This window comes from Natronococcus sp. CG52 (assembly GCF_023913515.1).
GTDB lineage: Archaea > Halobacteriota > Halobacteria > Halobacteriales > Natrialbaceae > Natronococcus > Natronococcus zhouii.
This window is the reverse complement of record NZ_CP099393.1, coordinates 106222-130641: the sequence shown is the minus strand read 5'-3', so window position 1 is coordinate 130641 and position 24420 is coordinate 106222. Positions and strand designations below refer to the sequence as shown.

General features: G+C 54.4%; 19 protein-coding genes and 4 pseudogenes. 14 read left to right on the top strand and 9 right to left on the bottom strand.

Annotation, left to right across the window (positions count from 1 at the left end; genetic code table 11):
- Nucleotides 1-12 precede the first annotated feature (12 nt).
- Together NED97_RS21980 and NED97_RS21975 are read left to right on the top strand one after the other, a co-directional pair.
- Nucleotides 13-378 (top strand): hypothetical protein, encoded by a 366-nt coding sequence (locus tag NED97_RS21980; RefSeq protein ID WP_252491167.1) that lies wholly within the window; start codon nucleotides 13-15, stop codon nucleotides 376-378.
- Between the two features lie 80 nt (nucleotides 379-458).
- Nucleotides 459-1094, top strand: a pseudogene (locus tag NED97_RS21975) (IS6 family transposase).
- 128 nt (nucleotides 1095-1222) lie between these two features.
- Here NED97_RS21975 and NED97_RS21970 read toward each other — a convergent pair.
- The 6 genes and pseudogenes from NED97_RS21970 to NED97_RS21945 all read right to left on the bottom strand — a co-directional run.
- Nucleotides 1223-2206 (bottom strand): annotated as a pseudogene (locus NED97_RS21970) (transposase); the annotation flags it as partial.
- A 163-nt stretch (nucleotides 2207-2369) separates the two neighbouring features.
- Nucleotides 2370-2861 (bottom strand): MOSC domain-containing protein, encoded by a 492-nt coding sequence (locus NED97_RS21965; protein WP_252491166.1) that lies wholly within the window; start codon nucleotides 2859-2861, stop codon nucleotides 2370-2372.
- A gap of 139 nt (nucleotides 2862-3000) precedes the next feature.
- Nucleotides 3001-4184, bottom strand: a pseudogene (locus NED97_RS21960) (trans-sulfuration enzyme family protein).
- A gap of 413 nt (nucleotides 4185-4597) precedes the next feature.
- A complete protein-coding gene (locus NED97_RS21955) occupies nucleotides 4598-5020 on the bottom strand; it encodes a hypothetical protein (RefSeq protein ID WP_252491165.1) in 423 nt (140 codons plus the stop codon).
- Nucleotides 5021-5215: 195 nt separating this feature from the next.
- Nucleotides 5216-6607, bottom strand: a complete 1392-nt coding sequence (locus NED97_RS21950) for an ATP-binding protein (RefSeq protein ID WP_252491216.1) — start codon at nucleotides 6605-6607, stop codon at nucleotides 5216-5218.
- A gap of 240 nt (nucleotides 6608-6847) precedes the next feature.
- Nucleotides 6848-7033: a hypothetical protein gene (locus NED97_RS21945; protein ID WP_252491164.1), complete on the bottom strand. Its 186-nt coding sequence runs from the start codon at nucleotides 7031-7033 to the stop codon at nucleotides 6848-6850.
- Between the two features lie 107 nt (nucleotides 7034-7140).
- Between NED97_RS21945 and NED97_RS21940 the strand changes: the two genes are divergently transcribed.
- Nucleotides 7141-7818 carry an IS6 family transposase gene (locus NED97_RS21940; protein WP_252491163.1) on the top strand — a complete coding sequence of 226 codons (678 nt, stop codon included), beginning with the start codon at nucleotides 7141-7143 and terminating at the stop codon, nucleotides 7816-7818.
- A gap of 581 nt (nucleotides 7819-8399) precedes the next feature.
- Here the strand turns inward: NED97_RS21940 and NED97_RS21935 are convergent.
- A complete protein-coding gene (locus NED97_RS21935) occupies nucleotides 8400-12056 on the bottom strand; it encodes a heparinase II/III domain-containing protein (protein ID WP_252491162.1) in 3657 nt (1218 codons plus the stop codon).
- A 78-nt stretch (nucleotides 12057-12134) separates the two neighbouring features.
- The gene (locus tag NED97_RS21930) at nucleotides 12135-12299 is read right to left on the bottom strand and encodes a hypothetical protein (RefSeq protein WP_252491161.1); all 165 of its coding nucleotides are present in this window, start codon (nucleotides 12297-12299) and stop codon (nucleotides 12135-12137) included.
- A gap of 212 nt (nucleotides 12300-12511) precedes the next feature.
- Between NED97_RS21930 and NED97_RS23395 the strand changes: the two genes are divergently transcribed.
- The 7 genes from NED97_RS23395 to NED97_RS21905 all read left to right on the top strand — a co-directional run bounded on the left by NED97_RS23395 (nucleotide 12512) and on the right by NED97_RS21905 (nucleotide 21053).
- On the top strand, nucleotides 12512-12736 hold the full coding sequence (locus tag NED97_RS23395; protein WP_382207971.1) for a hypothetical protein: 225 nt from the start codon (nucleotides 12512-12514) through the stop codon (nucleotides 12734-12736).
- A 517-nt stretch (nucleotides 12737-13253) separates the two neighbouring features.
- Nucleotides 13254-13379 carry a rubrerythrin-like domain-containing protein gene (locus NED97_RS23390; protein ID WP_382207892.1) on the top strand — a complete coding sequence of 42 codons (126 nt, stop codon included), beginning with the start codon at nucleotides 13254-13256 and terminating at the stop codon, nucleotides 13377-13379.
- A 254-nt stretch (nucleotides 13380-13633) separates the two neighbouring features.
- On the top strand, nucleotides 13634-13804 hold the full coding sequence (locus tag NED97_RS21925; protein WP_252491160.1) for a hypothetical protein: 171 nt from the start codon (nucleotides 13634-13636) through the stop codon (nucleotides 13802-13804).
- A gap of 436 nt (nucleotides 13805-14240) precedes the next feature.
- A complete protein-coding gene (locus tag NED97_RS21920; protein ID WP_252491159.1) occupies nucleotides 14241-19352 on the top strand; it encodes a VWA domain-containing protein in 5112 nt (1703 codons plus the stop codon).
- 14 nt (nucleotides 19353-19366) lie between these two features.
- Nucleotides 19367-20122 carry a hypothetical protein gene (locus NED97_RS21915; RefSeq protein ID WP_252491158.1) on the top strand — a complete coding sequence of 252 codons (756 nt, stop codon included), beginning with the start codon at nucleotides 19367-19369 and terminating at the stop codon, nucleotides 20120-20122.
- A 258-nt stretch (nucleotides 20123-20380) separates the two neighbouring features.
- A complete protein-coding gene (locus NED97_RS21910) occupies nucleotides 20381-20656 on the top strand; it encodes a PadR family transcriptional regulator (RefSeq protein WP_252491157.1) in 276 nt (91 codons plus the stop codon).
- 91 nt (nucleotides 20657-20747) lie between these two features.
- Nucleotides 20748-21053, top strand: coding sequence for a hypothetical protein (locus tag NED97_RS21905; RefSeq protein WP_252491156.1), 306 nt, complete (start codon nucleotides 20748-20750; stop codon nucleotides 21051-21053).
- Between the two features lie 50 nt (nucleotides 21054-21103).
- On the opposite strand, the gene lrp is transcribed toward NED97_RS21905, so the two are convergent.
- Nucleotides 21104-21568, bottom strand: coding sequence for an HTH-type transcriptional regulator Lrp (lrp, locus tag NED97_RS21900; protein WP_252491155.1), 465 nt, complete (start codon nucleotides 21566-21568; stop codon nucleotides 21104-21106).
- A 243-nt stretch (nucleotides 21569-21811) separates the two neighbouring features.
- On the opposite strand from lrp, the gene NED97_RS21895 reads away from it, so the two are divergent.
- The 4 genes and pseudogenes from NED97_RS21895 (at nucleotide 21812) to NED97_RS21880 (ending at nucleotide 24288) form a co-directional block, all read left to right on the top strand.
- On the top strand, nucleotides 21812-22102 hold the full coding sequence (locus NED97_RS21895; RefSeq protein ID WP_252491215.1) for a UPF0175 family protein: 291 nt from the start codon (nucleotides 21812-21814) through the stop codon (nucleotides 22100-22102).
- Nucleotides 22103-22615: a DUF3368 domain-containing protein gene (locus tag NED97_RS21890; RefSeq protein ID WP_252491154.1), complete on the top strand. Its 513-nt coding sequence runs from the start codon at nucleotides 22103-22105 to the stop codon at nucleotides 22613-22615.
- Between the two features lie 116 nt (nucleotides 22616-22731).
- A pseudogene (locus NED97_RS21885) lies at nucleotides 22732-22935 on the top strand (transcription initiation factor IIB); the annotation flags it as partial.
- 96 nt (nucleotides 22936-23031) lie between these two features.
- Nucleotides 23032-24288 (top strand): RNA-guided endonuclease InsQ/TnpB family protein, encoded by a 1257-nt coding sequence (locus NED97_RS21880; RefSeq protein WP_252491153.1) that lies wholly within the window; start codon nucleotides 23032-23034, stop codon nucleotides 24286-24288.
- Nucleotides 24289-24420: the final 132 nt, after the last annotated feature.

Genomic DNA, 24420 nt, shown 5'->3' with positions numbered 1-24420 from the left:
AGTTAACACACGATGACGGACCACCCACGATACGAACCCCGGATTGAGGACGAGACACTCTACCTGGAACGCGAGGGCCACTGCCTTGAAGTTGGGCACATGGAGAGCATCGTCGAATTAGCCGGCGGAGAGACGTACACCATTGAATACACAGATCAACAGAGTGCAGTCGCATGGGTGAAGACGGACAGCAACAACAGGATCTCTTTTGACGTTCGCGAGGTCGTGGGGGAAATGCCCCACACCTGTGATCTTGTCACGAACCTCGAGAATTGTCCGCTCGACAAGACGACCGGCGACGGCTATCCGAAGCGAACGGCGCTGTTCGTCGACCTCCTCACCGAAATCTGGGACTCGAAGGGGAACATCAACGCGTAGTCGACAGCACCAGGACGCGGGCCGCCGGGGCGGTGTTTAGTTAAGCGTGAAAGGTGAGGCGGCACGATTTCATGGTGTCAATGCCAAAAATCGACCGCCTCAGCGGGTGTAGCGACTGGATCGATTTGAGTTTTGTGGAGCGAGAGCGGACACCGCGTCAGCTGATGGAGCTCGGTATTCGACTCCATCTGGCTGTCCTCTCGCTTTCAAATATCGTTCGAGAATTAGAGAAGTTCGGTGTCGAACGATCACGGAAAGCAGTCCACGACTGGGTGCACAAGTGCGATCTACAGCCGACTGATAGGGTCTCTCCGAATCACGTCGCGCTCGACGAGACCGTGATTCGGATCGACGATCAGCAGTACTGGCTGTACGCTGCGGTCAATCCCGAAACGAACGAATTGCTCCATATACGGCTATTTTCGACAACCACGACCGCTTTGACAGAGATCTTTCTGCGGGAACTAGCTGAGAAACATGATCTCTCCGACACCGTGTTTCTCGTCGATGGAGCACACCCTCTTCAGACAGCACTCCGGTGACGTGGGCTCCGATTTCGATACGAGAAATACGGAAATCGGAACGCTGTTGAACGTATCTTTCGGGAGGTAAAACGCCGAACCTCTTCCTTCTCAAACTGTTTCAGCCACGCGAGACCAACGACCGCAGAATCGTGGCTCCAAGCCTTCGCCGTCTGGCACAGTGCTACAAACTAAATACGACCATAATCTTCGCCGAATGGTTAGATATCCGTAGGATCGACCGCCGTGTCTCGGTTTCTTACTGGCGGCTGAATTAGTGAACACAGCGAAATCAAGCCTCGGCTAGCGATCCTACGAAGCACCTTCGTCCCAATGATTTCGTCCTCGTGGCCCGCTCTGTCCCCTGTGAACGGAGCATCTTCGGTGATGTCGATAGCGACGATACCAGCTCGAAAGAACTCCTCTGTGTCCGCAACCTCGTCTAAGAGCCTCCTCACTGCTTGCCGGTACATTGCTCGAATCTCCGGTATCGAGAGAGTTCGAATATGTTCGCGATGAGCGTGACCTAACGGCATCCGCTCACGAGTCGACTCGTAGGTGAAGCTGCGAGCCCCTTCGTTGGCAGCTAGATTCTCTTGAAGTCCGAGGTAGGTCTGTAAGTCCCAGTAGGGATTCTCGTGGATTTCACACCCCTCTCCCCGGTCAAGAGAGAAGGCGGGGTAGACGAGACGTCTGACGTGATTTGTGATCTTCTCCGTCTGTTCCAGCACGGTCTGGTTGTCTAGATCCGGTTCTTCAGTGTCGCAATCACGGCGAGGGAGCTTTCGGTCCGGGTCACGCGGAATTGAGATGCCTGCGTTCTGGGCTTTGATGAGGATAGTTCGTGCAGCTGTCTCGATTGTCTCGCGAAGGTCTGCAGTGAATCGGTTGTGCCAGCTGCGCCACAACGTCGACTGGTTCGGAATCGTCTCCAGACCCAATCGCTCGCAGAGATCTGGGTGGCGATTAAGATACTCAACGAGTGCTGTCTCGTGGTCCCACCCGTGGAGATCCTTCAGGACGAATACCCGAAAGAGCGTGTCCATCTCATACTGTGTCGAGCCCGTATAACAGTCGTGAGGATCGAAGCAGAAGTATGCCAATGGGAGCGAGCAAACGAACTGATCGACCGAGTTGTGCTCGTCATGAGTGAACCACGGTTTCGAAACGACGCGAACATCTTCTTTCAATCCTCCAAGCGAGGTTCGATCGTACAGCGGTGTCGAATCATATGCTGGCCACTCTACGTACGACCGTTGTGCGATCCGTCGAAAGACAGTCCGTCGAGACTCACATGTCGAGGCCACTACGAGATGCTGGCTGCGATACGTTCAAAAATCCGTCTAACTGATCAGTATAGAGGAAGTATTCAGCAGGCCGCTAACGCTCGTTTCGCACATCCGGTGGCGAAACAGTCTCAGGTGAGTGGGCGTGTGAATCGGCTCTTTCGATGCCGAGTCTGTGCCTTAGCTAATCGAGCGGTTCGATTTCATCACCGGGCCGAATAGTCCCGCTTTCGAGGATGTCCGCTCGAAGCCCACCCCGATGAGCCAATGCGTCTAAGACCTCTTCCCCCGTGATACGCTGAAGATACCCACACGGCTCACACAGTCGATCCCCGCGACAGACGGCGTCACCGACACGGAATCGCTTGCCAACGAGATGGTTGAGCGCGGCATTCTGGGTGACGATATTCCGCCTGTGTTCGCCAGAATCGAGTTTGATCTCCGCCTCGCGCTCGATCGCGTGGATGGCTTCACGCTCAATGAGCGTTAGATCGTAGCCATCCGGGCGTTCTTCGTCAGCCTCCCACTTGACGAAGGTCCCTGTTTCGATCTCACGGAAATATCTGTCACCACGAAGACCAGCTTCAGCAACGGCCTCAACTTCACCGCGTTCGGTCATTTCGACGCCCGCGTCAGGAGCAGTGAAGATGCGCTCAGCAGTTCCGACCCAATTCATGCTCACACAATCCCAGTTTAGTAGTAAATAACCTTCTTTATGTCTTGGTTTTGAGTAGGTTATTACGACGGGCTAACAGACAACGTACTCCAGAAGAAAATCTGAATCGAACCTGAGATCAGAGGAGGGGAACGCGCGCCTATGGCAGCGCCATCCGGAAATCCTCGCAGAGGTCATCAGCGTCTTCGAGACCAACCGACACTCGGACCAGCGTCTCGGGAATCTCCGCCGTCGCCTCCCCATGGCCAATATCGTCGGGAATCATCAACGACGGCACCTCGACCAAACTCTCAACCCCACCAAGGCTCGCCCCCGGCGTAAACACCTCAAGCCCCTTAACGAACGCTTCAAGTTCAACCAGCGTACCGTCAAACTCGAACGACAACATTCCACTATACCCCGACATCTGCTTACTCGCAAGGTCGTGTTGCGGGTGACTCTCCAGACCCGGATAATAGACACGTGCCACCCGATCGTGGCTCTCGAGGAACTGCGAAACCGCCATCGCGTTCGTCTCGTGGTGTTCCATCCGCGCCGGCAACGTCTTCATCCCTCGCGCAACCAGATAGCAGTCAAACGGCGACAGCATATTCCCAAGTCCGACCCGCTGCGCGAACGCCAACTGCTCAAAGACCCCTTCGTCGTTGGTAATGACGGCACCGCCGATCGAGTCGGAATGCCCGTTGAGGTACTTAGTGGTGCTGTGGACGACAATGTCGGCACCCAGATCGAGCGGTGCTTGGAAGTACGGACTCGCAAAGGTACCGTCAACTCCGAACGGGATACCGTGGTCGTCAGCGATGTCGACGATCGCCTGAATGTCGCACAGCCGCATCAGCGGGTTGGTCGGCGTCTCTGCCCAAATTAAGTCGGTTTCTGAATCGACTGCAGTCGCAACGTTTTCGGGTTCACGGGCATCAACGAAGTCCACGTCGACGTTGAGGTGTCCGGCAGCGAGTTCCGTGAGCAGTTTTTCGGTGCCGCTATAGATAGAGTCTGAGGAGACGAGGTGCCCCCCGGCGGGACCAGCGACAGCATCGTCGTCGAAATAGCGGCCATCCCCGAGGCGAACGCCAACGCATGCTCGCCGCCTTCGAGGCGAGCTAACTGCTCTTCGAGGGCCACCCGCGTCGGGTTGCTCTCACGTGAGTAGTCGTGTTCGTTGGCCTTGTCCCCGCTGCCCCACTCGAACGTGGTCGAGAGGTGGATTGGCGGTACGACGTCGCTCGTTCCACCTCCATGGGGGCGCGTCTTGGTCTCAGCAGCGCCGACGGCGATGGTTGCGAATTGGTTCTCATTGGACCGGTCATCGTGTTGTGTCATAGGTAATTCACCACAAGATCCACTCGGGGGGAGGTACAGGCCTCCAATACGGTTGGGTTGTCCATAGGAGTGTTCTCTATAGCGATTGATAGTTGTGGAGTTACAGGCGAGACTGGCCAGAGACAAAAACGGAGAGGGACGCTGGGTTAGCGAGTATCCTGCGGCGAAAGTCCGCCGCCACGGAGGGGAATCATCTTATCCGCGTAGGTGAGTGAGTATGACGAGGCAAATGCTACTCCCATATGCATTGGCCAACGCAGCCTCAACTTCTGGTCTGAGCTACCAATACCACAGTTTCGGAGGGTGACAACCTCCTCGCCGGAAACAGTAGACGCCGAACCTAATTCACAGCACTGCTGATGAGGGCGTCTATGGTCAAGACAACCGAAGCAAAACAGGTCTGTCATGCCGCTTCAACTCTCGTCTATCTGGAACTCGACTTTGAAATCAAGCCCTGCGGGACCTACACGAGAGAGGACTCCGTGCAGGTCGAGAAGTTCGTCCAGCGTGTCCGGCATCTCACCGTCGTGCTGTCCGATAATCTGCTCGGATGCCCTTTCAATGCACGCCGTCCGCTTGTGCAAGCCGAGTGGTTCGAGATCTTCACCGAACTCGTCGGATCCCGCATTGACAAGCGACGCCGGCGTCGGTACTTTTCCACGAACTCTTCGTAGACGCCGAGAACTTGTTCCACGGACGTCTGTTGGAGCATACTCGGCGACGAGGACTTCAAACGGAGTGGTGTTCGGATCGCGCCACGGGAGATCGTGGCGTCCATTAATAGCATACCACTCCAGTAGGATATCGACGAATTCGTCGCCGTCATTATCGCACATACGGCTGCTTGGTCCCCCTATCGTACTTAGGAAGTCAGCCGTCTCTGGAATACGGTGTGACTCAATCACGCACTCAGTACCGGAATCCTCGAGAGTCACTGCACAAGCGGAGCGAGAAAGCGAAAATGGAACCCCGACTAAGGTATTTAGAGAGGCAATCGCCTCGTAGAGGCGCTAATTCAACGGTACCTGCAGTTATGATTTCAGCGCTGTTACGACGTCGTCGACGGTGAACAACTGCAGATTATCTCGTTCCTCGGCAGCGTCCTCTACGGCCTGCGTAAAGCCGCTTCGAGAGAACAACGCGTATTCGTGCCTCCGCTCTCCGCCTCCGGATGGCGTCCATCGAAGTTCGTTTACGTGAGTTTGAAGCTTCGAGAACGCGTCGTAATCCAACGGTGACCGCTGGAATTTGCACTCTCCAGCGATCAGCGCGTCCTCGTTCGTCAGACCCACGACGTCGACCTCGTGCTCCTGATACCACCATTGACCGACGTCCGTGATCGTATACTCAGGATACAGCGTTCGAAGAGCGGAACCGCAGAGATCTTCGAACGAGTCGCTTATGAAGTCCGCGAGTTCCGGCTCGATGAGCGTCTCGTACGCTTCGTCGCCAAAATCCTCGTATCTGTCACCGCTCCCGTAGACGAAGTGAAACCAGAACCGGAAGAACTGGTCACGGATACGGTAGCGGCTTCGCTTGGTCCGCTCCTTTCGTTCGGTAATTGGAACGTGTTGCTCGACCAGTCGCAACCGGGAGAGTTGATTCAAGTATTTTGATAGTTGATTGTAATCGATACCCGTCGCTCCGGCAATCTCGTTTCGACTCGTACTTCCGCCTGCGATCGCTTCCAGAATCGAAAAGTATCGCGTCGGCTCCGTAAGTTCCATTCGGAGAACGTAGTCTGGTTCGTCGTGTAGCGTCCCGTGCCGAGAGAGGATCGTCCGTTGAATGTTCTCTCCGAGGCTCCCCGTTGGATCCACTTCTTCGAGATAGTACGGAACGCCACCGAAGATTCCCCAGGTGAACACCTGCTCGTCAGCGGTGTAGCTCTCGGAGAAGAACTCCATCGCCGCATCGAACGGAAGCTGTCTGATATCTAGTTTTAGTGACGAACGACCGTAGAGTGGACTATTTCGCAACAGTGCAGCTTCCTCCATCATGCTGATCGACGAACCGACGAGGACGAACGTAGCACTGGAGTCGTCGAGTTCGTGGTCGAACATCGCCTGCAAAACCGAGGGGAGGCTTTCGTCTTGTTCAACCAAATATGGAAACTCGTCGAGGACGACGATCGCATCCTGATCTGCGAGATATCCGAGGATAGACTCCCACTCTTCGCGGATCCGCCTGATCCCCGGGTACACGTCCGAAGCGACTTCGACGAACTGCTGGAGCTGTAGCGCACTCGTTTTTTGCTTCGCCTGATAGAGGATTGCCTCGTCGTATCCTTTGAGAGACTGCTTGACGAGTTCGGTTTTCCCGAGGCGTCGTCGCCCGAAAATCACCGCCAACTCCGCCTTATCTGACTCATAGAGTTTGTAAAGGTGTAAGAGTTCCTCCGTTCGGTTCACAAACCCAGGCATAGCCACTAATACCGTGCCCCCAGATATAATACTTCGTATAATCATACTCTGAAGTATCGTACTCCAAAGTACGCTACTAGACTGGCGGTACAAAAGATCGGGTACCCACAATCCAATCGTTGTAGTCGCTAAGTCACTTGGCGCTAATTTCGTTTTCTCTATTCAGCACGACTGTTCTATCAATTTTCAAGGGGTTCCGCAGAATCGTATAGGTTGGTCTGATTGGTTGGCTTGACCGTGTTACTCAGTGATGTCGAAGTGTTGGTAGAGGTGTTCGATGGTGTATTGGTTGCGGAGTTTGGTGGCGGTGTTTTGGTTGGCGTACATGCCGGGTTTCCAGTACGCGTCCGTGATGAGGTGCGTGTCGATCCAGTTGATGCCGACGAGGTATTCGCGGAGTGATTCGTTATTTTTGTTCGCGTTCATGTGCGGGGTGTCGAGGTCGGCGTCAAGGATGTTGACGGATCCGTTGTCGGGGCACCGTCTAGTTAGCGCGGTTTGAGAAGCGAGCAGGTCGTGGAGTTGGTTTGGACATGCAGCTCGCAGACCTGCTCAGCGAGTCTTACGCGACGGATTTAGAAGAATCTTGGGAGCGTGAGCGGACGGCGACGCCCGTCAAGGTGTTCGCCGTCCGCCTTCACACAACCGGTTGTTCGCTCCGAGAGACACAAGCGATTCTTCGCTTGATCGGCGTTGAACGTTCTCATCAAGCAATCTGGCACCGGGTACATCGGCTGGCTGACAGCGTTCCAGACCCGCCGACGGCGAAGCCGTCGCGGGTCGCCGTTGATGAGACTGCTGTCAAAATCAATGGCAACTGGTCCTGGGTGTATGCTGCAATAGACATAGACTCACGGTTGGTTCTCGATGTCGCAGTCTTTGGACGACGAGGCACCAATCCAGCTGCTGCATTCATTCACAGACTGACCGAGAAACACGATCTCTCCGAGGCGGTGTTTCTCGTCGATGGCTACGGCTATCTGACTGCCCTCTCTCGATTCGGATTGAGCGGTCAGCTCGACTACATCGAGAGAAACCTGATCGAAACGTGGTTTCATACCCTCAAAATGCGGATCGACCGCTTCCATAACTCGTGGGTGGGCAGTCGGGCCAGCGTCAGAGAATGGCTTGAACAGTTCGTACACTACTACAACACACAACGACCTCATCAGTCACTCCACGGACAGACGCCAGCGGAGGTGCTAAACTAGACAGTGCCCTGGACTCCGAATGTTTTCTGACTGCTAACTTCACCAATGATAGTAGATGACGTTATACGACAATCTCACGCGTGTGTTCTTCACGAAAAGGTGCGTTGCAGAACGTGCTAGGATTAGCGCCCACGTCTAGTAATTATTGCCTAACAGCAAGATTCGCACGTTCCGTGCAGGCCAAATAAGCCGCTATCGTACCCTACCATGCCCGATATTGCGCTCTGTAGGATCGCTAGACGGCAAGGCTACAATCTTGTTATCTCTGTAGAAAGCGAAGAGGCAGAGTGCTAGGAATTCGGAATTTTACCTCTTCATCCGAGAAGGTGTTCCGGAGGGTCACTACATTGTTAAAAATTAGACCAGCTCACTGAGGCCGTCCTTGCGTATGTGATGTGCAGGGCGCTCCCGGAGAGGAACTCGCACGCTCGCTCAAACCAAAGGGACTTGACGAGTGCTTCGAGGAGTACGAACCCTTGCTCGATCTGCATTTTGTCCTCCTTCCGGGGGTGATCGAGTTCGTCGAACAAACGTCAGTTACATCTGCCGCCTCGAATTCCACTCGTTCGCCCACCGTCGCGTCAGTCTTGCTCGGTTGGATCCCAGGTGTGACGCAACGGCATGTACACCTCGTCGCCTTCCTCGATGTTGTAGTGGTACCCGCCGTCTTCGAGTTGCTCTGGATTCGCGAATCGGCGAATAAACGTTTGGTCACCGACGTCAACCATGATCCGGCCATTGTCGTTGCTCTCGACCGCCTCGATTCGGTACGCACCGCTTTGGGCATAGGTCTCGCCATTCTCACTCGAGTTGATTCCGGGAAGTCTGGTATCTGTGTTGTCGACGTAGAGGTAATTCGATGCGGTACCGTCAAAGGACCCACAGTCGTCGTTGAGTGCAATCGTAATCGCGTTGTCCGTGCTCAACTTCCGGGTGAAATCTTCGACGGTACCCGTGAACCGTCCGGTCGACTCCTCGATGAGCGTCTCGCCGTTTGCGGTCAGGCTCGGTCCGTCATTAATGTAGGCACGAACCGCTTCTCCATCGCGCTCTGAGTAAACTGCGAAAACACCAGTGAACGAGAACGCCTCGCCGACGTTGTGTGTGATGTCGTGACCGGCGCCCCGGGCGACGTAGTCCGTTCGACCATTCGACAGGACAACTTTCACGGCACGTGCATCCGAGACATCTGCGTCCTCGCTCGATACGGCGACCGACTCGACAGACTCGACAAACCGCTGGTCGACGTAGGGTTCGAGAACCGACGAAAACGTAGACTGGAGGCCCTTGCCTGTCCGTCGGGCGATCAGGTAGGTCAACTCGTCGGGGTTCTCCGGCAAGGCTGGCGGTTCGCCGGTTGCGAGTGCCACCTCGTCTACGTCGTTCAGCATGGTCAACCGCAGGTGTACATCCGCGTCGTCGTCGCGTCGGTCACGGTAGTCCTCTACGTTCCAGTCTATACTGTAGGATTCTGGTGGATTCTCGTCCCGGGAGACGTCTTGAAGGTAGTTGAAACCGTTACCCCTGGATTCATTGTACGACTGGGAAGCAAACGGTACGTCCGAACCGGCGTACGTACCGCTCTCCTGATCGACTAAATTCAGGCCGGTAGTGGCGACGTTACTCGATTTCGTACCGTGAAAGCTAAACAGATGGTCGTCGCCCCCTTTGACATCGAAGAAGTCGACCGCATAAGAGTTCTCCTCATCGACGCGGATCATCGCCGTCGTTCGGCGATACTCGTCGACGTCTTCGTAAACTTCCGTTGAATCCGCGTCGAACAGTTTGACCTTCTCGTCGTCGTCGAAGTGTTTGGTCTCGGCGACAAGTTGTGGTTCTTGGAACTGCTCGTTTACCATCACGGTGTTGTGGCTGATAGTCTCGGCCGTCCAGTTCTGAGCCTTCGGCGTGCCGAGGTCCGCCGGATAGCCGAGATCGGGAGCCAGGTCAAGTTCATGGGCCATCACGCCGAGGTTTAGAGTATCGGTGTGTGCGTGGGATGTGCCTGGCCCATGAGCGTTCTTTCCAAAGTAGAGCCAGATAGCTCGTTTCGCGTTGCCACGACTTTCGGCGCGTTCTCTGGTTTCCCGCGCGGCCTCGTCTAAAACGTCCAGGTGATATAGCGCCATCAGGTAGTCATCAGATTCATCATTCTTGCCATTGTTCGCGAACGTGAGTGTATGTATCCCTTGCGCGAGTTCTATTTCGACCGAAGAAGTAAACCGGGAGCCGCCGAAGAAGTCGATCGTTCTGACAGACTCGCCATCGATCAGGAGTTCGTAGATGCCGTACGACGAAGCCTTGAGCGCCTCTATTTCGAGAAGGAATGTGCCGTCGTGGTCAACCTCGAACTCAAAAGTCCACTCTTCACCCGGCGCGTTCGCTTGGAGTTGAATCGCTTCCGAGAAATCCTTGGTCGGGACGGAACTACTGACTAGGAGATCCTTGAACGCGTAGGTCTCCCCGTAGCGGACATTCGTGTAGTTCTCCCCGTCACGGAGCGCGGTGAATCCGTAGGCTGGTAACAGTGTACTGTCCCTGTCGAGGACACCCTCGTTTTCGATCACACTCTCTACCGAGGCTGGAAGCGCTTCCGGATCTGCAGAGAAGATGTCGCCTCGCATACCAGCGGTCGTGTAGCCGTTCAGGAAGAAGTAGGTCTGGGCGAATAGCGAATCACCGTAGGCTTGGAACGCACTCTGGATCGTCTCGGTGTTCAAGTTGTAGTTCATGTACCTGGTTTCATCGTCGCCAATATCCGGCGTCAGTTGATCGAGTAAGACGAGATCGATGTTTTGTTGCGAGAAGGTGTAGAGTTTCGGATGTTCCCAGAGATCTGCACCTTCGTAGACGTCATATCCTTTGAGGATATTCGCCAAATTCGTGAACACGCCCTGACCGAGTGAGTTGTAGTGTGGCCCCGCTTCTTCCCGATAGCCGTCTCGGTCGACATGTCTGAGTAACCAGGGGAGAACGTCCCCCCCAGTCGTGGTCCACTCGCTCGACTCGTCATCACCGTCGCTGCCGGTGTATTCAATATTGCCTGGCTGTAAGAGGAATTCGAGGGCTCGATCCGTATACCCGTTCGGTTCGTCTAGGATCCGCGCCGAGAGGGCCAACACGTCTCGTGCACCACTCTCGACAACAATGTGGGTGTTCTTGACGGCTGGTAGGATTTGTCTGAATAGCCCGTCCTCGATGTTCTTTCTGATGTATCCGGCCGTATCCTTGCACCCAAGACCTGGATACTCCTCCGTTTTCTTGTCGAGGAAATTGAGTAACTGCTGGTCGTCTTGTGCTGGGTAGTACGCGTCATAGCTCTTGAGAAAGTCTGGAATGAGTTGGTCTTCCCAGAGGGAACCAAGAATTTTACCCGTCTCGCGACCACCGGTGATGTTGTGATACTCCGGCGTGGGATAGGCGGCAATTTGCATGTCGGGATAAATATCGGCAATACGATCTAGCAACACCGTTCCGGCGCGTGCGTACTTGGTGTCTCCGGTGAAGAGGTAGGCATCGGAGAACGTCTGAATCATGTCCTGGATCACCCCTCGCCAGCGGAACCAGTGGTTGTAGAATGCGATAAAGTGGAGTGTCTCGCCTTCGTTGCCGAATTCTCCACCCTCATCGACCCATCCGTAACCGTCATCGACGCCCCAGTCATCGGGTTTGTCCGGATACTCTTCGTTGACGAGGTACTGATCGTCGGCCAGGGTGGGATCGAATGTTCCCTTGTTATTGAGACCGCTCTGGCGGTACGCCGCGAAGTCGTTCGTCGGCATGATGTACCCACTGTCCGTTGCTATCTTCCAGGGCCGATCGGTCCCGGACGACGACGTCCCGCCCATAAGATCACGGACGCGCCTCGTACCCGCTTCGCGGGGGACGCGCTGGCCGGCGACCACGTTCCACAGGTCGCCCATGCTATACTCCTCGAGGTAGGCGTCTGCCGTCTGAACGGCTTGGTCACGGCGCTGTTTCGCCCAGCCGTACTGCTGGATATTACGTCGGGCGTTCTCGCGGTCCGTTTGGGTCCACCAAGTCAGACGCGTCTTCGTATTCGGCGCGTCCGAACTTGCGGCTACTCCGCTACCAGTTCCGAGAGCGGTTACTGCCCCCACACTCGTCAATTGGAGGAATGCCCGCCGACCGATATCGGACGGTAAAGAATGGACGTCTTTCAGATCGTCTGCACTCCACCTTTCGCTCAAAGTACTATCGCTTTGTTTATCGGTCATCGTTACAATACATTATAGATCATAACATAAAATACTATACCTGGTAGTAACTGTGATCAATTGTCTTTAAAGCAGTGTCTAGTCAACGAGCGGGCAGTTCTTGGAATTGGCTATCATGCAAGCGGCGAAGTCCTCAGTGATCCTCGAGACGACTGCCAGAACGGGCTGTGGTGGAAGGATGTCGATTTCGAAAACAACCAGCTCTACGTCCTGGGGAAGAACTAGCAACATGAGGAGGTCCAACTCCCGCCACAGGCACACGGATCGATCGAGAGGCTTGAGAAGGCACTCAATCCATCATCTTCAGAGTGGCCGATCTTTGTCTCGAGCCATGCGCCGTCGCTGTATAGCAATCCCTCGGACGGCGCCGATCCATCTGCGGGTGAACCTTGGAGTTATAACGGAAACACGGAGGAGTTCCGCCGCCTCTCTCGACGAACGGTGGCCGATCAGTCCTGAAACGGCTATGCGAAGACGCTGATCTCGACGTCGACGGCGAGTACCTGAAACCGCACGGTGCGAGGCGTGGCGTCGGTGAGGCGATCTATCGCGAGCACGGCGCGGCTGCAGCACAACGAGTGCTTCGCCACGCCGACCCGCGGACCACATCACAGATGTACGCCCATATCGAAGCGAGTGAGTTGGCCGAGGAGACTGCTGAGGTCTTTGAAAACGAGTGATCTGGTCGGTCTACTATTACCCCTCAGAACTGGCAGTGCCATTCCCACACACTGGGATCGAGCTCGCCGGTTAATATGAAACCGGACCAGATAGGTAGACGTCACGTGCTCCTACCGGCACGTGACCACGCCAGGTACGGCCGCTCCCGTGCAACCATAGCGGAGCTGCCATCATCCATCGCACTCCCAATCCCCCCTGGCGGAATTCGAACGTTGATTGAGAGAACGAGAGTCCCCAATCCCCACCCCTAATCCGCCTTTTTGCGATAGATCGATAGACCAGCTCTTATTCCTTCTGAGCGGCTGGTGTGCGATAGATCTTGGTTGGATACTCGTTTATCGAACCCGCCCGAGAACCGACTTGGCCGTTGCCTCCTCGGCATTAGACGCTCTCGGCTCAGTCCTGATCAGCACGCCGCAAGTTTTGACCGTCCAGTGGGGCCGAATCGAACAGTTCCGCCAACAATTCTTTTATTTACGTAGAACGCGTAGGGGAAACTACAAGAAACAATAAATTATGGTCAATATTCCCACGAACCTGTGCGAATGTGTAGTGTGTAGCCATCGGGTTAGAGCTGAGCATACGCTGACTTGTCCACGATGCGCGGGTCCAATGCAGAACCTCAGTAATCCTCGAGAGTGATCAAAGTCAAAGATGCAGTCTTGAGTCTGGGTTGGACGACCCTGTAGTACTGACCTCGATGACAGTGAACACGCTTTCCGAGCTAATCATCGGGATATCAACGTTCATATTGTATCTCTACTGGGAGAATCGAGGAATATTCAGTTGAGCGTTGAGATCTAAGATTTAGTCAACGAGAGTATATCTCAATTTTGAGTACTATCTCTTTCTGACGAACGAAGATTTACACTCATCTGCTGCGTTATATTTTTGATATGGCTGGACTCGTACAGCGAACCGCGGAAGGAATCGATAGCCTGTCACGCTCAGTCTGGGACGACTCGAGTCAGCTCGAGAAAGCGATCGTCGTCGTCATCCTCGTCGTGACAGGGTTGGTGATCCCGGTCCTTCCAATCGTCCTAGTTGCTCGATACCTCGCCAACTGAGAGTGCGAGATGCTCTTCGTGCTCGTTGACGAAGTGTCCGTTCGGGAGATCTTTCAGAATAGTTGTAGTTCAGGCTCACGGATAGCACCTCGAACGTTCCGAACTCTGCGCTTTCTAGCTCCGCTTTCATACGCTCAGTGTTCCCCAATACCCCGTCAAGAAACTCGCCGACCGCCGACTGTAACTCCGGGCTACAGGTCAGAATCGACTACAGTGTGTAAGCACGTCGCCCAAAAGCGGTTAGACGGCGTCCTAATACAGTAGATATTAGCCTATTTGATTTTCTCTTTAACAATAGAAAGTATTATAATATGTTAGTTATATCTGATTTTCATATAACATGAATGAGAGAAGATCGGTACTAACTCGGAAGGGGTTGCTGGCAATCGTCTTTTCCATCCTAATGGTAACGGGAACGATAGCTCCCGTTTTCGCTATGGAATCTTCGTCTGGGGCTATAGACCAGAGAACCGGTGATGATCAGCTAGCTACGTCGATCTTAGAACGCGATGAGGTCGATACGTTAACTGAAGGAGATCCCGTGCTTCAGAAGACATGGGCGCGATTCATTCTCACGAATAGTTCAGAATTAGATGCTGAAACTGACGAAGAGGCACTGGCTCACCTCAACGATTCGATCGAATATACAGACGGCTCAGCGCACATTTCGGACCCAGCATCGTTTAATCACTCTGCGGCAGCCGTCGACTCGTTAGCCCTGTCTGGCGAGCCAGAAGCTGACGAACAGCGGGTTCTGGCAGCGCATCTCATTGTCTCTGCAGACAACGAAACTGCAGCAGAACGGATTGCAGAGGCTACGTGGGCACTCAACCACACCCAAGAAGACCTTCATACAGGCGTTGAGCAGAGTGCTACGGCACACATCCAGAACGCAGAACGCGCATATGAGCGCGCACAGGAACGAAGCGAAGCTGCTGACGGAGATGACTTCGACGAACAGGCGAGCGCAATTCAACAGTATCGAATTGCCTGGGTACAGGCAACGAAGGCCCTCGACGCGATTGACGCCGCAACATCGCCTGAGGTAACGATCACGACTCGCGGTGATCCACCGCGAAATGGGACCGAATCGATCAAAGGAGAAATCCGAGGGACCATTTTCGATGTCCGTCCGGAAACACTGTCAGAGGCGACGGTAACGATCGGTGATACCGAGACAAAAACCGTCCCGATCGAAACCAGCGATAGCCGCACCAACGCGACATTCGCGACGAATGTGACGCTTGACGAGCAGATTACATCCGTCGAAGTCGAAGTCGTGGATCCTATCTCAGAGGACGAAGATGATCGGAACAGGAAGTCGAAGCAGAAAGCGGGCGGGGACGCAGATCAAAATGGAAATGATCGCGGAGTTGACGGCGCACCATCTGGAAAGACTGATGGTCCTCAGGTCGGCACTGACACCGTCCTCTTTGATGGCGACGGGCTTCCAGACACGTACGAAACCGAAATAGTCGGGACCGATCCGCAACACCCAGACAGCGATTCACCGAAAGTCAACGAAGATGTCGGTGACAACGGCGTCATCGACGGCCTCGAGGACTTCGACGACGATAACGTCACTAATTACCACGAGGGCCGATTCGACACGGATCCGTTCGAGCCCGACACTGACGGTGACGGCCTTCCAGACCACTTCGAAGTCCAGTATCCAGAGCTGGATCAGACGAGTGCCGACACCAGAGATGACGGTGTCGATGATGCCGAATGGGATGCTGACGATGACGGATTGACGAACTACGAGGAATATGAAGCGGGAACTAATTCACTCATAGCCGACGAGGATCGAGACGAACTGAACGACAGTCGCGAACTCGAGATCGGAACCGACCCACACGATCCCGACACTGACAATGACGGTCTGATCGATGGCGTCGAGGTTCGACTCGGAACGGACCCACTCACGGCTGATTCTGACGGAAACGGCATCAATGACGGCGAGGACACCCACACGACGAGTACGAGCAACGAGTCTCTCGGCGTTGATATCGACATAACAGGCATCGGCGACCTTGCAAGCGGGGTGACGATCGAGTCAAACGACGAGGATCGATTCGAAACGAACGGTATCGAGAGTGCCAGCGCCTCACCAGTTATCGAGCTTGGATCGGAACGCGAGTTCGACCAGGCGAACATCACCGTCGAATACGACGACACGGTTCTCGATGACGGCGATGCGGATGAACTAGCGGTATTCCGGTTCAACGAGACAACACAGACGTTCGAGGCACTGCCCTCGACGGTCGACACACAGAACGGAACGATTACCGGAGAGACCACGCAGTTCTCTACCTTCGTCGTCTTCCACATCCCGACCTGGGTAGCCCAGTTCGATGCAACCGAGACTGGAGACGGTGATACCGATGACAACGTCTCGGAGACGCAGCCTCTCGACACGATGTTCGTTGTCGACACGTCGGGATCGATGGGGTCGAACGATCCATACGGGTACCGGAAAGACGCCGCGAAGCGGTTCGTCAGTGCACTCATCGATGGCGATCGAGCCGGCGTCGTCGATTTCGATAGCTACGCCAGCGTTACACAGGATCTGTCCGGGGACTTCGACGCCGTCAACAGCAGTATTGACCGCCTCGGTGCGAGCGGTGGAACGAATATCGGCGCGGGCCTCCAGGAAGCGAATGACCACTTCGATGCGGAGAGCAACGACTCACGTGCAAAGGTCTCGATCCTGCTCACTGACGGTGTCGGAAGCGGCGGCATCAGCGAGGCAGAGGCGGCTGCCGAGCGGAACATCACAATCTACACGATCGGGTTTGGCTCGGCAGATGAATCGAAGCTGAAACGGATTGCAGATGAGACTGACGGCGAATATCACTTCGTCGACGGTGCGGACGATCTCCCCGAGGTATTCTCCCGAGTCGCTGAAAACGCAACTGATGGACTCGACACCGACGGCGACGGGTTACCAGATAGCGTTGAAAAGACGGGGGTCCGAACCGGATGGGCGGAGTACGTCGACACTGATCCGTATGCTGCCGACACCGACGGTGATGGCCTTGATGATGGTGAAGAAATCGAGCGCAGAGTCACCGTCGATATCGACCGCAATGGGCAGCAATACAACTACACCTACTACGAGCTTCGAAGTGACCCATCGAAGGTCGATTCTGACGGTGATGGCGTCGACGACTACACTGAGACACACGAATCGACGACCGTCGTTCAAACGACTGACTCTGACGCGACAAACGCGGTCCTCGAAACCAGTGGTGAGAACCCAGATGCGATCGATGACCACTACAAGACGTACGAAGTCTACTCTGATCCATTAGCGGCCGATACCGACGGAGACGGTCTCGACGATGGTCGTGAGCGCGAGCTCGCAACAGATCCGACAGCTCGTGATACCGACGGTGACGGCATCGACGACGAGGACGAACTCGAGAATGCTGGCGATCCAACGCTGTATGACGCTCAGCCACCGGAAATAGACATCCAGCAGTCAGGCTATCAGATTCCTGAGCGCAGTCTTGATACCACGTACTGGGTCAACGTCCACATCCATGACCCGGCAGGCGTCGACCGCGCAGTCCTAATAAAGGATGGAAACGAGGAGCGAACGGAAACCTACGGCGGGAAGGTAGACGTCTACGACACGCTCAAGTTCACCGAAGAATTCACCGAATCGGAAACCGACATTGACACCAGCAGTGTCAAATCGACGTTCATCTCGTTTGGATCGAAGAGCGCCGAAACCGTTGGCAGCGTTGCTGAGTCCGTCGGTGACACGACAGCCGGAACGACGATCTACCTCGAGAGTAGCGACACAAATGCCAATTCGCATCAGATTGTTGGGGTTCAGCGGGCGAACTTCTACAGCGAGGCTGCTGGCGGTCTGTACACCGGGACGCTCATCGATCAGGCGGTTGCCAGCGAATTCGGTACGATTTCAGGCTTTTCCTCAAGTCTCGGTGTCGCCTTCCAGGACGTCTCACAGCTCATCGAGGATCCTGCTGCCGTCGTCGAGGGGATACGAGCGCTGATCGCACTGGTCGCAGAGGAGCGACTCGGGGCAGGTAAAACGTTGGTCACCGCGATCGCCCAGAACGTCGAGCAGACGCAGGTACGCAATAATCCGTACGGCTCGCTCGACGGGAAAGAGCATCCCGAGTTGTACGACACGTTCGAAGTCAACTGGTATGAAGGGTACGCTACAGGCTTCCTCGCGAAGACTGTACTTGGCGGATCCGGTGCGAACAGCGCCAAGAGCGCGATCAAGGGAACCAGCAGCGCCCAGAAGGTTGGCTCCCAACTCGTCGACACGAAGGCTGCTCGAGCGCTCTCGCGAGCAAGTGATACAAAAGACGCCGCGAAAGCACGAGCGACTGCACGCGTGCTGCTAGCGACTGATGGAGACGCCACAGAGGCAATGCTGAGCCAAGCTGACACTGCTGGTGGCGCCTACAGGCTTTGGCGTCACCAGCGGGCAATGGATGCTGATGTTGACGCGTTGTCGGAAGTACGGCAGGAACGACTTGGACGCACGCTGGTTCGAGGAGATGCCAACACGAACCGTGCCATTCGCGATCTGGATCAGGAACAACTCGATGAGATACTTTCTCTAGAAATTGACTCGAGAAGCAGAGGGTTCCTTGCAAAGGGAGTTAGCAGTTTAGGTGCAAATGATGGCCAGAAACTGCTGAACAGTGTCTCGAAGTTCGACTCGGATACCACCGTGCGACGAGCTGGCGGACATGAAACAGCCACCTATGGCCGAATCGAGGGTGCAGATGGAGATATTGCCGTTACCGGACGGTTCTACGACGATGGTACACAGTCGGTGAAAAATACGCTCTCGTCGAACGAACAAGCAGTTGAAAAAGTGTTCAAAAACAATAGAGGCGGTGATCTATACGAAGAATACGGTGTTGATGCGATTGATCATCTGGATCAGGTAAGTCAAGCTGACGCCGTGAAGATCCGTGGCGGACTCGGTGAAGAAGTTCTGCAGACACGGATACTGAACCAAAAATACGGATCAGGATCGTTCGACTACGATGCTGACAGTGATGTCGGTTCCCTCACAGAAGGATATATTCCCGAAGAGGATGTCCCATACGACTTCGGTAGTAGTCAGACCGGCGTGGACAGTTTAGCGATCGACAGCGATGGAAACTTGGTTGTTATTGAAACGAAGGTGAGAGGAAAGAATACGAATGTCGTTCGCAGCGATCTCGAGAACACGAATAACGGCCAGCAGTTGAGTGAAGATTGGATCGAACAGAAGATGGATGACCTCGGTCAGAACGCTGATACCGCGGAAAAGAGAGCATTTCTCCAAGCACTCGAAGATCAAGGCGTCATCACAACCATGCGTAACGGCGACAGAGTCGACGTACGGGTGAACCAAGATAAAATCAAAACAGAGTTCGTAGCGTATCAGGACGCGTCCGTTTCGGATAATCTGGCAAACGCCGATTCCCTCCGGAACCCAAGCGACAGCACATTACCTACGGTCGACAGCGTAGAGGTTGTAAAAATTGGGGATACATTTACAGTTTCCTGAGGATACGATAATTCATGACTGACAGAAGCAGATTGCGAGACATCGTTGATGAGACCATCGACAATGAAAAAGCGAAGACAGGTGATCTGCTAGACGCTGTAGATGGCGGCCGAGGCGGTGCGAGAGACGTCATCCTCTCATATCTCGGTATTGGTGAGATTGACAAAGCGCGGATGTGGGCCACCGCAGCAGCGCCAGACTACCTGCAATACGCACGCTTCGTTGCAGAAGGCAGGCTCGATCCGTCTGATCCACCAGACTCGCTCGGTGCAAAACCCTGGATTGATGCGCTCACAGCGATGCAACTCGCAACATTCGCAGGCAACGATGATGTTCTCCTCGAAGCGGCAGAGCAGGTCGTCGAATGGGCATCCCTCTCGTTTCTCGAAGAGTGCCGCGGTTGGGAGAACGCCTTGATCATCGATGCAGTAGCAGCGCTTGCAGCGTTCGTTCTCGGCGAGTCACACAGCGAGTACTGCGACTCGGCCCAATCGAAGTTCGACGCGATGGATGAGCAAACAATCTACGCGAAGCGAGATGTGAATCTCGTGACAGCAGTGACAGGTATCGCGAACCATGACGTCGAACAGGTTGAAGCCGCCTGCCGAGAGCTAGATAACTTTCACGAGTCTCTTGACGTATACGAGTCGACTCCAACGGAACTGGTGAATATTCACGTCTGTTTCTGTATAATCTTTGCTCGTCGGCGCAGTCTTGATGTCACGTACACGAGCGATCACGTTCCCGAATCAGTGATCTCCTACTACTGATCAATCACGTGGCTATCTGAATTGTAGCCTCCCTCTCTGTTGTTAGAAATCAATTGGTCAAAACATGCCGTGGACTCTACCCAAGGTATTCTACAGGGGTAGTTCCGATTCTACTTAGAATGAGATCCAGAGAAGATGTTGAACAGCGATTCAGATAACGTCACATTAAAATATTCACTATTATACTTTCACAGCGCACAAACATACAATTCAGTGTGCAAAGAACCCATATACAGCATCGTTGAATACTCTCGTGAGATGGACGACCTCACCGGCTTCCAACGAGACCTCCTGTACGTGATCGCAGGTGCCGACGAGCCGTCCGGCCAAGACATCAAGGAGGAAATCGAGGGGTATTACGAGAGCGAGATTAATCACGGCCGGCTGTACCCTAACCTCGACACGCTTGTCAACAAGGAGCTAGTCGAGAAGGGTGAACTCGATAGACGAACGAATTACTACGCCATCAACGACGCGGGAGAGGACGTAATTCAGGAACGACGGGAGTGGGAGAACCAGTACGTCAACGTGTAAAAAGAGCTGCATTCGTCCGCTCAAACAGGTCTCTATTCATCTGGTGTAGTTGCCAGGAAGGCTTATGCTGACACGCAGTAGTCATCAACGTATGCCCGGTGGGGACAGATTGGCAAATCTCGTCACAATCATTGGCAGGGGAGTCCCAGCAAGCTACGAAATCACTGTTAACGGGTCCATCGAATTGGTGGGCGCCGATCCCCTCGAGGAAGCAACGATCGTCTCAAAGCACGCAGCAGAGGGTGTGATCGAGACTGGCGTGATGCGATTTCGGTTTTCCGGCCAGTTGGCGAACGTGCACGTCGTCGATTGGAACGGTGTCGCTGCGCCGGAATCACCGAGCACACCGGAAGTCCATATCGATTATGGCGTCTCCGGTCAGAAGGACAGCAGCTAGACCGGAAACGCGGTCTCGATTCACTGACCTTCTGCAATCGCGGTCGTGAATCAGCTGTTATCGGTGGTTTCGAGTTCGAACTGGTTGTTTTCAGCCACAGCGTTGAGAACGATGCTCGTATTTGACTGGTTGATGTCTGGATCTGTGATCAGGGCTTTGATCTGGTCGTTCATGTCATCGGTATCTTCGAATTTGCCGATCGCGATCACGTCGTAGTCACCGGTAACCTCGTGGACCGAGATCATCTGTCGGTGATCTTTCAGTGTCTCCGTGATTTCGGGGAGCGCATTCCCTTCGGCTTTGAGCTGCATTACAGCGGTGACATCGTATCCGGCAGCGTCATAGTCGACTTTTGGTGTGTATCCTTTGATCACCCCGTCTTCCTCGAGATCGGAAAGATGGTTTGAGACGGTAGTAACGGAGACATCGAGTTCTTCAGCGAGACTCCGGAGACTCGCACGCCCGTCGCCAAGTAGTTCGTTCACTAAGTCTTCGTCCAAGTTCTCGTAGGCCATTATACGATGTGATACTCTCTGAGTAGATATCGTTTCTGGATATCCAATTTTGGCGTTTCGAATAAGTACCTGAAAAGGGGTTCAATAGAGGCTCCTACGAACGATTTTACCATCCCAGATACATACTCTATCCATGACCCCCCGTCACCGCTTCTCCGGGGTCACAAACCGTCTCGAGCGATGGAATCGAGGGCAATCAGAACGAGCGAAACGCTTGTATACATTGCAAACATAGCATACGATATGGGAACAATATCGACGCGGGTTCCAGATGATCTCGAGGGGGAACTCGAAGAATACCTCGAGGAAGAACGTCTGGATCGGAGCACAGCAGTACGAAAACTCCTCTCGGAAGGGCTCGAGGACTGGCGTCGTGAGCAAGCGGTCGAACGACTCGCTGCCGATGAGATTACGTTCACGAAGGCCGCCCAGCTTGCAGGGATGTCTGTCTGGGAGTTCGCCCAGCTCGCGAAGGATCATGATATCACATGGGTATCGGGCGATCACCTCGAAGACGATCTTGAGGAGCTGTGAATGTGGGTTTTCGACGCGACGCCGCTAATTTACCTCGCGAAGGTCGATCAACTCCACCTCGTCTCCAACCTCAATGGGCAGTGTTATCTCCCTCAGCAAATCCATTCGGAGGTCGTTACTACCGGTCTTGAAGAGGGGTATACCGATGCTCGACGTATCGAACAGTGCATTGATGCTGGGCTTTTCGAGGTCATCTCAGTTGATGACTCTCCGCTTGTGGCCCGTTTACAACAAAATCCTAACTTGAGTGACGCTGATGTAGCTGTACTTGGATGTGCTGCGTCACTTGATGCAGTCGCCGTAATGGACGAAGCTTATGGAAGAACAGCTGCAGAAATTGAAGGAATCGAGACACGAGGGACAGCCTACCTTGTTCTCTTATGCGCTAAGCGGGGACACATCACTGTCTCCGAAGCGCGTGAGACGATTGATTCGATGATCGAAGAAGGCTGGTATTGTGCACCAGATTTATACACAAAACTCGTCCGAAAACTCGAATCATTCGAACAATGAACGCCATAAATATGGGACTCAGAGAGACGATGTGGGCCTATCACTCCAATCCGAAAAGTAGCTAGGGTCGATTAGCTGCAGGATTTCTGGTTGTTGCTGCGCTTTACACCGAAGCGATGCGGAAATGGCAGGTACGCATTCGAACAAAAGACGCTGGCGAGCGCAACCTCCAGTTTGCACTCAGTGAAATCGACTGGATGGTCTCGGCGCTGGGTGTCCCGCGATCAGTTCGCGAAGTCACAAGTGTGATCTATCGACGAGCACTAGACGAAGATCTCATCCGTGGACGGTCAACTGAAGCAGTAGCGCGGAGTCCCCTTCCTCAAGGAACGAGCAAAGCGAGTGAGTAGGGAGGAGCGCGTTCGTATAGTTTACAAACACCGATCTATAAGTAGCCTCACGACCACATTGAAGTTGTGGCAGACGACTACGTGCGACGGACGGCAATCACTCATCTTGAGGTTACTGACGAGCAACGCAACCTTCTCGAAGAGACCATCTCCGAGTGGAAGCGTGGTTGCCAGATCGCCACTGATATGGCGTGGGAAAAATGCAACGCCAAAAGCGACGTGCAACCCCTCGCCTACGACGACGTACGCGCTCAAACGGACCTTGGTAGTCAGCACGCGATTCTCGCCACCCACCAAGCTGCACAAGCCATTACCGGCTGTATCGAACGCCTATCTAAAGACAAGAAGGCGAGCAAGCCTACCTTTACCGCACCCACGGTGAAGTACGACAGCCGGACGATGACGTTGTTTGAGGACGACACCGTTTCTCTCTCCACAACGGAGAGCAGAGTCCGGTGTCCGCTTGATCTTCCCGAATCCGACGATGGCTACCAGCGACAGTACCTCGAATCGGACACGTGGAGCGTCACAGAAAGCACACTCACTGCCCGTGACGGCGACTACTTCTTGCATATCGGCTTCCGCCGACCGAAGAACGATGCTGAGAGGAACACCGCCGAGGACGGAACAGTCCTCGGGGTTGACCTCGGCATCGAAAACCTTGCTGTCACCAGTACCGCCTACTTTTTCAGTGGGCGGGAGTTAACCCACAACCTCCGCGAGTTCGAAAAAGTACGCGCCGGACTCCAACAGACCGGGACGCGAAGCGCCCACCGAACGCTCGAACAGTCGAGTGGGCGCGAACTCCGTTACGTTCGCGACGTGCTACATAGAGCCTCGAACGCGATTGTAGATGAAGCACTCCGATATGAGTGCGACGTAATCGCGTTCGAGGACCTGACCGATATCCGCGATCGCACAGGCGCGTCGTGGGGTCACAAGTGGGCGTTCCGAACGCTGTACGAACAGGTGGAGTACAAGGCCGAAGCGGTGGGGGTTTCGGTGAAGCAAGTCGGTTCAGCGTACACGTCGAAACGGTGCGCCGAATGTGGATTCACGGCAGACGAGAATCGCCCGGCACGCAACGACTTCCACTGTGTGAAGTGCGAGTCGGAGGCGAACGCGGATTATAACGCGGCGAAGAACATCGGGATGCGGTATGTCCGTCGGGGCCAACAGTCGTCTCGGCGGACGGGCAACAGTCAGCTTGCCCTAAAGTCTGGAACAGTGATGCCAAGTGGTGGATTTACCGCCCACCCGGAAGGGTTTGAAGCCGAGTTCATGGACAAGCCCCACCCTCCACGAGCGAACCCGTCAGGGTGAGCGAAGTAGGGTGGGGTAGTTGACTAACTGAACTCCTTGTTAGCATACAAGAGACTACCCATCACTGGTCAATCCTGGTTCTCGGACTAATCGGACTCTATATTGTACGGCCATTCCTACTCTGGCCTCTGA